Below are 14,083 nucleotides of genomic sequence, written 5' to 3' on the forward strand. Positions count from 1 at the left end.
CTATAAGGCATTGGGGGGTGGCTGGCAAACCGAATGACGTGTGATTAAAGAAGACAGCAAGGGCGTGTATGTATCGAAATATTTGATGGTATATACACGCCCTTGTTCTATAATTGGCTTATTTCATCTAGGATTCTGTATTTAGAGTCTCCTTGTTTTCTTTCTTTTCCTTTGCCTTTTCTACTTCAAGAGCTACGTTTACGGCATTCATGCCTTTAAGGCCACGTTCGAGGTCGAACGTCACAATATTGTTTTCTGCTATATCTGTCAGCACATTATTAATGTGGAAAAAGTATTTTTCGACCCCGGATAAGTCCTTGATGAAGCCGAAGCCTTTCGATTCATTGAAAAACTCGATACGTCCTCTGCGGATGACCGGTTCTTCCTTGTCTTTTTTGGGAGTTGATATGACGATTTCTTCCAGCTTTATTTCTTCTTTGGGAGTGTTTTCTGCCGGAGGAGTAGAGGTTATCATGCCGTTTTCGTCAACATAGGCAATCATATCTTCAAAGCTATTGGCTTTGTTGGATAGTTTTTTTTCTTCTTTCTTTTTTTGTTTTTCAGCTCGTCGGGCGAGTCTTTTCTTTTCATTTTCACGCTTGTCTGCGGAGATGGATTTGGCCATGTATTTTTATTTATTGAGTTATAAAAAAAGCAGGGGGTATTGCTACAACACCTCCTGCTTTTGTCAGTAGTTAAGAATATTAATATCTTCTAGAGTTGTAACCGCCTCTTCTGTCGCGATTGCCGCCATTGGAAGGTCTTTCTTCGCGGGGGCGTGCCACGTTTACCGAGATTTGTTTGTGGTCAAATTCAGCACCGTTCAATTCGTCAATGGCTTTTTGGCCTGCTGCATCGTCCGGCATTTCTACGAAACCGAAACCTCTGGATCTTCTTGTTTCTCTGTCTGTAATGATTCTTGCAGAAGAAACTTCTCCGTACTCTGAAAATAAATCGTTTAAGTCAGCGTCTGTTGTGCTGAAATTTAAACCTGAAATGTAAATGTTCATTTGAAATTTTAATTAATTGTAATTATTAAATTGGAGTATGGAGAATAATTATGGAAGAGACCGCCTAATAATAGTTGTATATTAAAAGAAGAACAATGCGATAACGACTCGTAACTCAAACTTTGCGGCAAAGATAACACAATAAATCAGTTAATTGCTTTCTTCTCCTTTTTATTTTAGGATAAAAAACGATAAATGTCATTTTATACATTATTTCGGCCTCTCGTTTGCATATCTTACGAAAAAAAGCGAAATTTGCGACGCTTTTAAACGGAACTTTACTAACACCTTTAAATAATTAAGAGAAATGACTAAAAGTGCATTGCAAATTGCAAGGGCTGCCTATCAGCCCAAACTTCCGAAAGCGCTGAAAGGAACTGTTAAGGCTGCAGAAGGCGCAGCTACTCAGTCTGTTGCTGACCAGGAAGAAATCAAGAAATTGTTCCCCAATACGTACGGAATGCCTTTGATTAAGTTTGAAACTACCGATGAGGTGGTTAACTTCCCCGCAATGAACGTGGGTGTTATCCTTTCCGGTGGACAGGCTCCTGGCGGTCACAATGTGATTTCCGGTATTTTCGACGGTATCAAGAAGCTGAACAAAGACAGCAAATTGTATGGCTTTATTCTGGGTCCTGGCGGCTTGGTTGACCATAATTATATGGAACTGACTGCTGACATCATTGATGAATACCGCAATACGGGTGGTTTTGACATCATCGGTTCGGGCCGTACCAAGCTGGAAAAGGAAGAACAGTTTGAGAAAGGTTATGAAATCCTGAAAGAACTCGGCATCAAGGCATTGGTTATCATCGGTGGCGATGACTCCAACACTAATGCTTGCGTACTGGCTGAATACTATGCTGCCAAGAATTATGGCGTGCAGGTAATAGGTTGCCCCAAGACCATCGACGGTGACTTGAAGAATGATATGATTGAAACTTCTTTCGGTTTCGATACTGCTTGCAAGACTTACTCTGAAGTAATCGGCAACATCCAACGTGACTGTAACTCTGCTCGTAAATACTGGCACTTCATCAAGTTGATGGGACGTTCCGCTTCTCATATCGCTTTGGAATGTGCATTGCAGGTTCAACCCAATATGTGTATCATCTCTGAAGAGGTTGAAGCTAAGGATATGTCTTTGGACGACATCGTGACCAGCATTGCCAAGGTCGTTGCTGAACGTGCAGCCCAGGGTAACAACTTCGGTACGGTTCTTATCCCCGAAGGATTGGTTGAATTCATCCCGGCCATGAAGCGTCTGATTGCTGAGTTGAACGACTTCCTTGCTGCCAATGCAGAAGAGTTTGCTCAAATTAAGAAATCTCACCAACGCGATTATATCATCCGTAAACTCTCTCCGGAGAATGCGGCCATCTACGCAAGCTTGCCCGAAGGCGTGGCTCGCCAGTTGTCTCTGGACCGCGACCCGCACGGAAACGTACAGGTATCTCTGATTGAAACAGAAAAGTTGCTGTCCGAAATGGTTGGCACTAAGCTGGCTCAGTGGAAAGAAGAGGGCAAGTTCGTAGGCAAGTTTGCTGCACAGCACCACTTCTTCGGTTACGAAGGACGTTGCGCTGCTCCGTCTAACTTCGACGCTGACTACTGCTACTCTTTGGGTTATGCAGCATCTGCATTGATTGCTAACGGAAAGACCGGTTACATGTCTTCTGTACGCAACACTACTGCTCCTGCCGAAGAATGGATTGCAGGCGGTGTGCCCATCACTATGATGATGAACATGGAACGTCGCCACGGTGAAATGAAGCCAGTTATCCAGAAGGCTCTGGTGAAGCTGGACGGTGCTCCGTTCAAGGCATTCGCTGCTCAGCGTGACCGTTGGGCTATGGAAACAGACTACGTTTATCCAGGCCCTATCCAGTACTTCGGTCCGACAGAAGTTTGCGACCAGGCTACGAAGACTTTGCAGCTGGAGCAGGCTAAATAAGTTGATGCATCAACAAGTTGACAATAAAACGGAGGGGCGGTTCATTCCGCCCTTTCTTTTCCTTTGCTCATGGCAACCAAGACCTCCACAAATATCCGGCGTAAAACTACTGCCGCCCGTCGTTCTTCCTCTCCGCGGAGCAAGAAGAAAATGCAGCCACGTACCATGCCCGTATGGTTGCGCAATCTTTTGGCGGTCTGTATCATTCTTGTTTTTTCTACCGGCTTTTACTGGTTTTTCATTCGTCCTTATGCTTATCGCTGGAAGCCTTGTTATGGTCAGAAAGGTTACGGTGTATGTATGCCTTGCAACTATGAGGTGCATGGCATAGACATATCCCACTATCAGGGAAAGATAGATTGGGAACTCCTGACACATAATAGAGAAGCCCAATTTCCCATTCACTTTATTTTTCTGAAAGCTACCGAAGGCGGCGATCATGGTGACGATACGTTTACGCAGAACTTCGGCCAGGCGCGTAAATACGGTTTTATCCGTGGTGCCTATCATTATTTTATCCCTAAGACCGATGCCCGCAAGCAAGCCGATTTCTTTATCCGTACCGTGCAGCTGGCAAAGGGAGACCTGCCTCCCGTACTTGATGTGGAGACTACCGGCAAGCAGTCACCGCAGGAACTTAAAACGGCAGTCAAGACTTGGCTGGATAGGGTAGAGGCGCATTACGGCGTAAAGCCTATTCTTTATACTTCCTATAAATTCAAGAAACGCTATCTCAGCGATTCCATTTTCAATGCTTATCCTTATTGGATAGCCCATTATTATGTAGATTCCGTGCGTTATGAGGGCAAGTGGCACTTTTGGCAGCACACGGATGTAGGCACTGTGCCCGGTATTGAAGAAGAGGTGGATTTGAACGTCTTTAATGGTACAATGGAGGAACTTTTGGAGCTTACGTTGAAAACTCCTTGTATAGAACGCTAAAGGTCAACTTTAGCTTCCTGATATTGACCTTTAGCTTTTTAGTATTGACCTTTATTATTTTTGGAATTTCACTGCTGCCCACCGGTTCTTCTCACGATGGTGGACAAAGTGCAGCCCGTTGCGTTCGGCTTCTTCGCGGATGACGGGAATGTCATCTATGTAGAAACCGCTCATCAACAATTCCGCTCCGGGATTCATGCGGGCTATGTAGTGCTTCATATCTGCCAGGAGGATATTGCGGTTGATGTTGGCGATAACCATATCAAAAGGACCTTTGCTTTCCAGAGAGGAGGCATCGCCTTGGGATACGGCAATATTGTCCACTCCATTCAATTCTATATTTTCGAGGGAGTTGCGCACACACCATTCATCTATGTCGATAGCTGTACAAGGGGAGGCTCCACGCATGCGTGCCAGTATGGCAAGGATGGAAGTCCCACAACCCATATCGAGCAATGCTTTGCCTTGCAGGTCACTATCCAGCAGTTCGCCTATGATGAGGCTTGTTGTCTCGTGGTGCCCTGTGCCGAATGCCATTTGCGGATTGATGACGATGTCATATTCTGCTTGTGGGACATCGTTGTGAAAAGTGCTGTGAATGACACAACGGTCTCCGATAACGATGGGCTGGAAGAAGTTCTTCTCCCATTCCTCGTTCCAGTCTTTGTCTTCGGCTTCTACGAAATTATATTCTATCTGTGTATCGGGCAGAGGGAAGTCTGCAAGTGCTTCTTTGAGTAGAGATTCGTTATACAGCTCTTTCTGTATATAGGCAGTGATACCGTCGGTCTGCTCAACAAAACTTTCAAAGCCAGCTTCACCCAAGACTCCGGAAAGTACATCGTTGACTATTTCTGTGCACGGAACAGTGCGGAATGTAAATTCTAAATATTTCATCGGAATATGATTGTTTGTTAAATGCAGAAGAAGATTTTAAAGAACAAATCTATTTCTGCGTATCTTTGTTTTCACACTGCAAAGGTAATGTAAACCGAGGGCAGAATAAAATGAACTTGTTCATTTTTTATGCGGAAGTGCCGCTTGCCTCGTCAAAAGGCGGGGTATTTAGGGAATTCCCTATAAATCTTTGGGGAAAATCTGCTGCATGGGATAAAATCCGGCGTTATCTTTGTGACGTGAAGAAATAGATAAACGTAAAATCCATAAACCAAACTAATATGAAAAAGATTGTTTTTTTATCGCTTTTTGCCTTGTGCCTCCCATGGACACTGGTGGCACAAAGTATAGATGACGACCTTTACTACACTCCTTCCAAGAATAAGGAAGAGAAAAAAGAAGAGGTGAAGCAGGAGAAGAAAGTCGCTGCTCCCGTAGAAGAGATTGTAGTAAAGTCGAATGTACCGACCACTGTCTATTCATCGCCGGGAAGCACTACTGTTGTAGTAAAAGACCGTAAGGGAAACACCCGCGATGTGGACGAATATAACCGCCGTTATGACTCCCGCGACAATGATTTCGTGATGGAGAACGATACCCTTTACATCAATGAAAAAGAAGATGACGGCCTGGACGGCGAATGGGTGAACGGTGAATTTGAAGGTTCGCAGGATGATTACGAGTATGCTACCCGTATCATCCGTTTCCGTAATCCCCGTTATGCCATCAGCATCAGCAGCCCGCTATATTGGGATGTGGTCTATGGCTTGAATTCCTGGGATTGGAACGTGTATACCGACGGATTATATGCATATGCTTTCCCTACATTCACCAACCGCTTGTGGTGGGATTGGCGCTATAACTCTTATGGTTGGGGCGGCTATCCTTACTATGGCTGGGGATGGAACAGCTGGTACGGTCCGAGCTGGAGCTTTGGCTGGGGCGGCTGGTACGGCGGTGGCTGGTGGGGACATCATCATCACCATCACTATCATCCCGGATATTATCCCGGTGGCGGTGGTCATTGGGGAGGCGGCCATTGGGGAAATGCATATACCAATAGACGTTCTTATGGTCCGAGCCGTTCTTCTTATGCCGGAAACAGAGTATCGTCCTCTACTTCCCGCCGTTCTTCTACTGTAAATGGAGGGCAGACTGTACGTCGTAGCAGTACTACTTCCGGTCAAGTGAGACGTAGCAGTACCGGTACGTCAACCCGTCGGGTGGTAGGCACAAGAAGTTCGTCTACAGTTCGTTCAAGTTCTTCTGCAACTCGCTCAAGTGTAAACCGTTCGAGTGCGGCTTCTACCCGCCGTTCCACTTACACCCGTCCAAGCAGTACGCGTAGTAGCTCATATAATAGTAGCGTAGAAGGAGTTCGTAGCAGTCGTTCTTCCGGTGTACGCTCTTCTGTTGGAACTTCCACTCGTAGCAGGACTTCATCGACTTATAACAGAGGTTCAAGCGCCGCACCGGCACGCAGCTACTCCAATGACAACAATCGTAGCAGCAATCGTTCATATTCTGCTCCAGTACGTTCATCCAGTAGCACCCGTTCTTCTTCCAGCTTCTCTTCAGGCAGTAGCTCACGTTCCAGTTACTCCAGTGGTGGTGGCGGTGGTGCCAGTCGTTCCAGTGGCGGCGGTGGTTCCAGAAGACGGTAAGTATAAGTATGTTTTAATCTAACAAGACTAAGAATTATGAAGAAGATAACCATGATAGCCCTTGCTATGTTTACAGCTGTAGGCGCAGGGGCACAGACAATATATGATGCAACGAATATTGCACAGAAGGAATTGAATGGAACCGCCCGTTTTGTCGGAATGGGCGGAGCTATGGGAGCATTGGGTGGTGATATTTCTACCATAGGAACCAATCCTGCCGGTATCGGTATTTATCGTAGCAATGATGCTATGCTTACCTTTGGCTATTCAATGACGGGCACAGAAAGCAATTATGTAGGTAATAAATTTGAAACGAACAAGAACCGCTGGAGTTTTGATAATGCCGGTTTTGTGATAGCTTCGAAGATAGGCAATCATACTCCTTTGCGGTATGTGAATTTTGGTTTTAATTACCACAAATCAAAGTCATTCTATAAGAATATGACGATGCAGGGGGTGATGGGAAGCATAGATAATCAATATGTATCTCAAGTGCGGAGTATGGCGCAGCAGGCTACGGATGCAGCTTATGCGTTCTATCATCGTCCTCAATATGATTACCCGGATCAAGGAGCTTATTTGGACTATGGTCGCAAGGATATTTATCAACATAATTATGCTGGATGGCTGGGGACTATGGGGTATCAAGGTGCACTTGTTCTTGAGGATATAGAAAGTGAGGACTATAATACTTATCTTCCTTATATTCCTTCCGAAGCGGATGCTTATTTCTTGTCGCGTGAGCGTGGCGGTATTGACCAATATGATTTCAATATCTCCTTCAATATAAATGACCGTTTTTACTTTGGTGTTACTCTGGGTGCTTACGATGTGGATTACAACAAATATTCTCTCTATAATGAAATGTATGCCTACAAATGGGAGGGCGACGGGCAGATTTATGAGGAAGGCTACTCTTTGGAGAGCTTTAACCGTATACACGGTTCGGGTTTCGACTTCAAATTCGGTGCCATCTTCCGGCCGATTGAGGATTCTCCGCTTCGTATAGGTTTGGCTGTGCATACTCCTACTTATTACAAACTGACTTATACTACGGGAGCGTTGCTGACTTCGGATTTGTTTTTACCGAATGAGGCTGGGGATGAAACTCTTACTCGTACCACTGTGGATACTTATTCTGCATTAGGCGGTAGAGATATGGACCGTGATTTTAAGCTGCAAACCCCGTGGGTATTTAATGCAAGTTTGGGCTATACAGTCGGTAATAATCTGGCTTTGGGAGCTGAATATGAATATGAGGACTACTCAAGCATGAAGTTCAAATATCCTGAAGGTGACGAGATGGCATGGGAAACGGGTGAGGCTGACCTCTGTATGAAGGGGGTAAGTACGCTTCGTTTAGGAGCAGAATACAAGCCGATACCTGCTTTCTCTCTGCGTGCCGGTTACAATTACAGTACTGCAGCCTATAAAAAGGATGCTATTAAGGCATTGCCTTCCAATTCTATAAATACAGATACGGATTTTGCCAATAGCAAATCGATGAATACTTTCACTTTAGGTATCGGTTATCGCTTTTCTTCGTTTTATGCGGATTTGGCTTATAAATTCGATACTTATAAATCTGATTTCTATCCGTTTTATAATGATATAAACGGCTTGGTAACACCGCCAACAACGGAAGTTACCAACACTCGCAGTAAAGTGCTATTTACATTGGGCATGCGTTTTTAGAAGAACAATTTTCATTGCAGATAACCTTTCATTGTCAATACCTTAGGGTATAAAAGAACTCCCCGGAATGTACAAATACATTTCGGGGAGTCTTGTGTTATAGGGGAGGGATTACAGATACCATGCCACGCCAAATGAATAGGGAGATACTTCCGGTCCCTTGTCTTTCTGGAATAATCCGTATGTGGAGTAGCGCAGGTAAATGCCGATATTACCATAACCGGCTTGTGCCAGCAGGTTTATGCCGACGGGCTGCACATACATACCTTTGCCTACGGTTTTCTTCTTGCCTCCGTTGATGTGTGAGAATGACTTCACGCTGTGACGTATCTCAAATTCGGGACCGGCATTGAAGAACACTTTGTTTCTTCCCACTCTTTGCTGCCATTCCATCAATACGGGTACACGGAAGAAGAAATGGCGCAGACGGCTTTTATTGTAACTGGTGTCTTCGTTGCCTGCGGTGAAGATGCTGGTTCCGTTTTCCTTCAGCAAGGCATAGTTACCGTCGATATTGAAAGAACGGTATCCCCAGCTGACTCCCAGGTTGATTCCCCAATGCGGGTTCTTCTTGAAGTTGTGATATACGGAGAGGATGTTGAAGCCGAATTCCCATGACTTGGATAAGTCGAGTCCCATCTTGTCGCTTGCTCCGAAGGAAAGGAAGTCGTTAGCCAGCCGGCTGTAGCCAATATACAGACCGGAACAGTGCGGTTCGTAAGCATTGTATCTTCTCTTTTTGGGGATGAATGGCAGGGCGTCGAGGAAAGTGCGCTTGTCTGCATCCACTTTCTCGAGATAGACTCCTTCATAAATTTGTACTTCTTTCTTTTCTCCGTCTTCCAACTGCTCTTCGTACACCTTGATGCGCATGTCTCCTTTTCCTTTCCGGATGATGATGGAGTCGCCTTGTGTCTGTACTGTAGCTTTCTGTTCAGGGTCAGTCTGTTGTTGTGCTGCCATGCGGCCGGCCGGCACAGCAAGCAGGCAGGCCAAAATCATAATTCTGGTTTTCATATCGTATATTGTTTTTAGTGTTATTCCGATTTGTAAAGCATATCCATCATTTCCTTTTCACTGAGCAGACCCTCTATGTAAATCAAAGTGCCCATGGAGTCTTTTCCTATCTTGAAAATGATGTAGCGGTTCAGCTTCTTTCCATTGCGTTCCACCTCTTTCAGTTGGTAATAAGCGCTGCGCAGCACACCGCTTTCCATTACCTCCTGCGCCTTCTTTGCGTTATCTTGCTTGTCGTGTACAATGGCCTGCTGAATTTCCCGGCGATAGGGGGATACATTCTTGAACACAAGGCTCTTGTAGGTAGTCATGCGGTAAGATTTCAGGATACTGCCGTTCAGTTCTACCCTGGTCACGTCCTTTTGCTCGCCATACTTGCTGAATAGGTCGGCTATTTGCAGTCTCTCTTGTGCATGTACAAAGGCTGGCAGGCAAATCAGCAGGGAAAAGAGGCACAGACTACGTATGCAAATCAGTATAGATGTTTTCATAACCTTGTTATATTAGTGTTGAAACAGTAAGTTGCTTAAATCTTCATCCGTGAAGCTGGCGTTCTGCAGGGCTTCTAGTGCTTTGGCTTCCACCAGTTTCTCGTCTGTATACCGCTGGCCGTCGATGACGACATAATTTTCGGGAACACCGGAAAGCGGAAATATAATCTTAGCTACCCCGAGAAGCAGGAGCAATCCGGCGGCAATGCCGCTGACAGCATAGAATGTGCGATAGAGGCGGGAAGGCTTTCGCTGTGTGGGTACTTCCTTTGCCGATTCTGTTGTTACGGATTTTTCCTCTGTCGGTTCTGCCATTGAAGTTGCTTCCCGGTTCAGATAAGCGAATAGCGGGCGGTACGTTTGCAGGTGCTCCGGCACTTCCTCTTCGGTAAAGAAACGGCGCAGTTCACGCTCTTCTTCGCAGGAAGTTTCCCCTTCGAAATATTTATCCAGCAGTTCATCTATCTTCATGGCTCATTTCTCCTTTCTTTTCTTTCTTGTATGGTTCGCAGGTAAACGTCTCTCACTTTCTTCCGGGCTCTTGACAGATTGCTGCGGATGGCTTCCGGTCCGCATCCCGTGATTTCGGCGATTTCGTCCGTTTCGTATCCTTCGATGTCCTTCATCCGCATGATGGTGCGTTGAAGATTGGGCAGCGAGTCGATGATTTCGTGCATCAGACGGATTTCATCTTTGATTTCCAACAGCCGTTCCGGTGTTCCGGTGGGGGATGCCGCCTGCACTATGTCGAGAGATAGGGTGTCGTTGCGTTTGCAGCGCCACATATCTATACAGATGTTGTGCGTCAACGTCATGGCAAATGCTTCGATGCTCCGGTATTGCTCCAGTTCAAGCCTTTTGTTCCATAGCTTGAGCAGTACCTCCTGGACGGCATCTTCTGCATCCTCCGGTTCGTCGGTCAACTTCCGTGCATAGTTCAACAGCTTGGCACGGAGTGGAAGAACGGTTATTTTGAATTCTTTGAGTTCCATTTACACAGATAAGACGAATGGGAAATACAAACGTGACATTGTAAAGTGAAAAAAGTTGGAATAAAAAAAGGGACTTACTAACATTAGCAGTCCCTTTTCTTCACATTACTATAAAAGTATAGGATTATTTCTTGAAATAGCGGTTGTACAGACCTTCGAAACCTTTACCGTGACGGGCTTCGTCCTTAGCCATTTCGTGAACGGTATCATGGATAGCGTCGAGGTTCAATGCTTTGGCACGGGTAGCGATACGCTTCTTGTCTTCGCATGCACCTGATTCTGCGTTCATTCTCTTTTCGAGGTTTGTCTTGGTGTCCCATACGCAGTCACCCAGCAGTTCAGCGAATTTAGCAGCGTGTTCTGCTTCTTCCCAAGCGTAACGCTTGAAAGCTTCTGCAACTTCAGGATAGCCTTCACGGTCTGCCTGGCGGCTCATTGCCAAGTACATACCAACTTCTGTACATTCGCCCATGAAGTGGTTGTTCAGGTCTTTAATCATTTCGTCGTCGCAACCTTTGGCTACGCCGATTACGTGTTCGTCGGCAAATACCAGCGGGCCGTCAGCTGTTGCTTCTTCAACTTCTACGAACTTGCTTGCGGGAGCTTTACACAATGGGCACTTTTCGGGAGCTGCATCTCCTTCGTATACGTAACCGCATACAGTACATCTAAATTTTTTCATTTTCTCTCAGATTTTAATTAGTTGAATTAGTTATTCTTTGTTGTTCTTAAACGTTCTTCTTCTATGCAATGTTTACAGATTCCTTTATAATAGTAGTGGATTTCCTGCACATCGTGCCCGTCCATATCCATGTCGACCACCTTCTTGACGTTGTTATTGCACATCAAGTCATAAATCTTTCCGCAACGCTTGCACAAGAAATGGCCGTGCGGGCTGGTATCGGCATCATAACATGTGTTACGCTCGTCGATAGTCAGGGTTTGTGCGGCACCTTGCTCGCTCAGTAGTTTCAAGGTATTGTATACCGTTGTTTTAGACAGTGTCGGTATGGAGGGAGACAGTGCCGTATAGATTTCATCCACCGTGGGATGCGTACGATGCTCTATCAAGTAATTCATGATGGCTATGCGCTGTACTGAAGGCTTGATATTATGATTCTGCAATCGTTTTACTACATCCATATAATCTAAAGTTTCAAACTTGTAATTATTACATTTTTAATTCACTTGCAAAGATAGGAAGTTCCTATAATTCTCCAAAAGATTTTTGGAAAATTTTTAGTTGCGGTCATTAAAATTGTTTATATATGTTCCTCTTCTTGTAGGCAGGTTGCCGTATTTTTGCCATAAAAGCGAAGGCAGGATGCACCCGGCTTCAGTCGGTTTCTCGTGCCGATATAGAGAAAACGTTTTTCTCTTATCTCTCTTAATCAGAATTTTGCCGTATCTTTGCACCGAATAAATAATATAGCATCCTTATGAATTACGGATATGTAAAAGTAGCGGCGGCTGTGCCCCGTGTCAAGGTGGCTGACTGTAAGTTCAATGCCTCAGAGATTGAAAAAGAGATTATTATAGCCGACGGGAAAGGTGTGCAAATCATTGCTTTCCCCGAGTTGTGCATTACCGGATATACCTGTGGCGACCTCTTTGCCCAACAACTTCTGCTCGAAGAGGCAGAAATGGGATTGATACAGATTCTGAACAATACGCGCCAGATGGATATTATCTCGATATTGGGCATGCCCGTCGCACTGAACGGCGTGTTGCTGAATGCGGCGGTTGTCATTCAGAAGGGGAGAGTGCTGGGCGTTGTCCCGAAGACTTATCTTCCCAATTATAAGGAGTTTTATGAGAAGCGCTGGTTTACTTCCGCATGTGATGTGGCAGAAAACAGTGTGCGCCTTTGCGGGCAGATTATTCCGATGGGGAGAGACCTGCTGTTCGAAACGGCGGATACCACTTTCGGAGTGGAGATATGCGAGGACTTGTGGGCACCCATACCGCCCAGCTCCACGCTGGCGCTGCAAGGTGCGGAAATCTTGTTCAATCTTTCGGCCGACAATGAAGGTATCGGCAAGCACAATTATCTGCGCTCGCTCATCAGCCAGCAGTCGGCACGATGCATTGCCGGTTATGTATTCAGCTCATGCGGTTTCGGAGAATCCACTACGGATGTGGTGTTTGCCGGCAACGGACTGATTTATGAGAACGGGACTCTGCTGGCGGCAAACGAACGCTTCTCTTTCGAAGGGCAGGTGGTCATCAGTGAAATTGATGTGGAACACTTGCGTACGGAGCGCCGGGTGAATACGACCTTCGCGGCTTGCCATGCAAATTGTGTTTCGGCCCTTCCGGTACGAATCTCTACGGAGTATGTCAACAGCAGGGATTTGAACCTAACACGTACTTTTGAACCGCATCCATTTGTTCCGCAGGGGATAGCGTTGGACGAACGCTGTGAGGAGGTATTCTCCATCCAGGTGTCCGGACTGGCGCAACGTCTGGTGCATACTAAAGCGAAGAGTGCCGTTATCGGCATTTCGGGTGGACTGGATTCTACGCTGGCGCTGCTGGTTTGCGTAAAGACTTTCGATAAGTTGGGATGGTCCCGCCAGGGTATTGTCGGTGTCACCATGCCGGGATTCGGAACGACCGACCGTACTTACACGAATGCCATCGACCTGATGAACTCCCTCGGTGTGACTGTCCGCGAAGTCAGTATCAAGGAGGCCTGCATACAGCATTTCAAAGACATAGACCATGATGTCCATGTGCACGACGTGGTTTACGAGAATGCGCAGGCACGGGAGCGTACCCAAATCTTGATGGATATTGCCAACCAGACCTGGGGAATGGTTATCGGTACGGGCGACCTTTCGGAACTTGCTTTAGGATGGGCCACTTACAACGGCGATCACATGTCGATGTACGGTGTGAATGCCAGCGTCCCCAAGACTCTGGTGAAGCACTTGGTGAAATGGGTGGCAGAGCATGATATGGACGATGCTTCACGTGCTACCTTGCTCGATATTGTGGATACTCCCATCAGCCCGGAACTGATTCCGGCAGATGAGAACGGTAATATCCAGCAGATTACCGAGGATTTGGTGGGGCCGTATGAGCTTCACGACTTCTTCCTTTATTACTTCCTGCGCTGCGGTTTCCGTCCTTCCAAGATATTTTTCCTGGCAGCACGCACATTCAAGGGGATGTATGATGAAGAAACCATCAAAAAATGGTTGCAGACTTTCTGCCGTCGTTTCTTCAACCAGCAGTTCAAGCGTTCCTGTTTGCCGGATGGTCCGAAGGTGGGCAGTATCTCTCTGAGTCCGCGCGGTGATTGGAGAATGCCGAGCGATGCTTCGTCGGAGATGTGGCTAAGGGAGGTGGAAGGACTCTAATTCTTTACTTCGGGTATTCCGTAATATCGATATGGGTATTTGATGACTGCATCTTG

At 46.0% G+C, this 14,083-nt stretch carries 14 protein-coding genes; 5 read left to right on the forward strand and 9 right to left on the reverse strand.

Features of this window, described 5'->3' with window-relative positions; all coding sequences use genetic code 11:
* Positions 1–127: 127 nt before the first annotated feature.
* Both ABUA47_RS10835 and ABUA47_RS10840 read right to left on the reverse strand, forming a co-directional pair.
* Positions 128–625, reverse strand: coding sequence for a cold-shock protein (locus tag ABUA47_RS10835; protein ID WP_005826650.1), 498 nt, complete (start codon positions 623–625; stop codon positions 128–130).
* A 79-nt stretch (positions 626–704) separates the two neighbouring features.
* Positions 705–1,010 (reverse strand): RNA recognition motif domain-containing protein, encoded by a 306-nt coding sequence (locus tag ABUA47_RS10840; RefSeq protein WP_005826648.1) that lies wholly within the window; start codon positions 1,008–1,010, stop codon positions 705–707.
* Positions 1,011–1,317: 307 nt separating this feature from the next.
* Between ABUA47_RS10840 and ABUA47_RS10845 the strand changes: the two genes are divergently transcribed.
* A complete protein-coding gene (locus ABUA47_RS10845) occupies positions 1,318–2,964 on the forward strand; it encodes a diphosphate--fructose-6-phosphate 1-phosphotransferase (RefSeq protein ID WP_005826644.1) in 1,647 nt (548 codons plus the stop codon).
* A 69-nt stretch (positions 2,965–3,033) separates the two neighbouring features.
* Entirely contained in the window at positions 3,034–3,906 is an 873-nt protein-coding gene (locus tag ABUA47_RS10850) for a glycoside hydrolase family 25 protein (RefSeq protein ID WP_005836022.1), read from the forward strand.
* A 54-nt stretch (positions 3,907–3,960) separates the two neighbouring features.
* Here ABUA47_RS10850 and prmA read toward each other — a convergent pair whose 3' ends face one another.
* Positions 3,961–4,803, reverse strand: a complete 843-nt coding sequence (gene prmA, locus ABUA47_RS10855; protein ID WP_005836023.1) for a 50S ribosomal protein L11 methyltransferase — start codon at positions 4,801–4,803, stop codon at positions 3,961–3,963.
* Between the two features lie 281 nt (positions 4,804–5,084).
* Between prmA and ABUA47_RS10860 the strand changes: the two genes are divergently transcribed.
* The gene (locus tag ABUA47_RS10860) at positions 5,085–6,467 is read left to right on the forward strand and encodes a hypothetical protein (protein WP_009036819.1); all 1,383 of its coding nucleotides are present in this window, start codon (positions 5,085–5,087) and stop codon (positions 6,465–6,467) included.
* 36 nt (positions 6,468–6,503) lie between these two features.
* The gene (locus ABUA47_RS10865; protein WP_009036820.1) at positions 6,504–8,162 is read left to right on the forward strand and encodes an OmpP1/FadL family transporter; all 1,659 of its coding nucleotides are present in this window, start codon (positions 6,504–6,506) and stop codon (positions 8,160–8,162) included.
* A gap of 111 nt (positions 8,163–8,273) precedes the next feature.
* On the opposite strand, the gene ABUA47_RS10870 is transcribed toward ABUA47_RS10865, so the two are convergent.
* The 6 genes from ABUA47_RS10870 to ABUA47_RS10895 form a co-directional block, all read right to left on the reverse strand.
* Positions 8,274–9,179: an outer membrane beta-barrel protein gene (locus ABUA47_RS10870; RefSeq protein WP_005826629.1), complete on the reverse strand. Its 906-nt coding sequence runs from the start codon at positions 9,177–9,179 to the stop codon at positions 8,274–8,276.
* Positions 9,180–9,199: 20 nt separating this feature from the next.
* Positions 9,200–9,670: a DUF4252 domain-containing protein gene (locus ABUA47_RS10875; protein WP_005826627.1), complete on the reverse strand. Its 471-nt coding sequence runs from the start codon at positions 9,668–9,670 to the stop codon at positions 9,200–9,202.
* A 12-nt stretch (positions 9,671–9,682) separates the two neighbouring features.
* Positions 9,683–10,141 carry a hypothetical protein gene (locus ABUA47_RS10880; RefSeq protein WP_009036822.1) on the reverse strand — a complete coding sequence of 153 codons (459 nt, stop codon included), beginning with the start codon at positions 10,139–10,141 and terminating at the stop codon, positions 9,683–9,685.
* Positions 10,138–10,662, reverse strand: a complete 525-nt coding sequence (locus ABUA47_RS10885) for an RNA polymerase sigma factor (protein ID WP_005836025.1) — start codon at positions 10,660–10,662, stop codon at positions 10,138–10,140. Before ABUA47_RS10885 ends, ABUA47_RS10880 begins: the two co-directional genes overlap by 4 nt.
* A 124-nt stretch (positions 10,663–10,786) precedes the next feature.
* Entirely contained in the window at positions 10,787–11,344 is a 558-nt protein-coding gene (locus ABUA47_RS10890; protein ID WP_005836026.1) for an NADH peroxidase, read from the reverse strand.
* A 26-nt stretch (positions 11,345–11,370) separates the two neighbouring features.
* Positions 11,371–11,805: a Fur family transcriptional regulator gene (locus ABUA47_RS10895; protein ID WP_008663677.1), complete on the reverse strand. Its 435-nt coding sequence runs from the start codon at positions 11,803–11,805 to the stop codon at positions 11,371–11,373.
* Between the two features lie 296 nt (positions 11,806–12,101).
* Here ABUA47_RS10895 and ABUA47_RS10900 point away from each other — a divergent pair, with 296 nt between their 5' ends.
* On the forward strand, positions 12,102–14,027 hold the full coding sequence (locus ABUA47_RS10900; protein ID WP_005826617.1) for an NAD(+) synthase: 1,926 nt from the start codon (positions 12,102–12,104) through the stop codon (positions 14,025–14,027).
* The last annotated feature ends 56 nt before the right edge of the window (positions 14,028–14,083 follow it).

It is taken from the genome of Bacteroides sp. RTP31139st1_H2_RTP31139_211217 (genome assembly GCF_040227615.1).
In the GTDB taxonomy this organism is placed as follows: Bacteria; Bacteroidota; Bacteroidia; order Bacteroidales; family Bacteroidaceae; genus Bacteroides; species Bacteroides uniformis.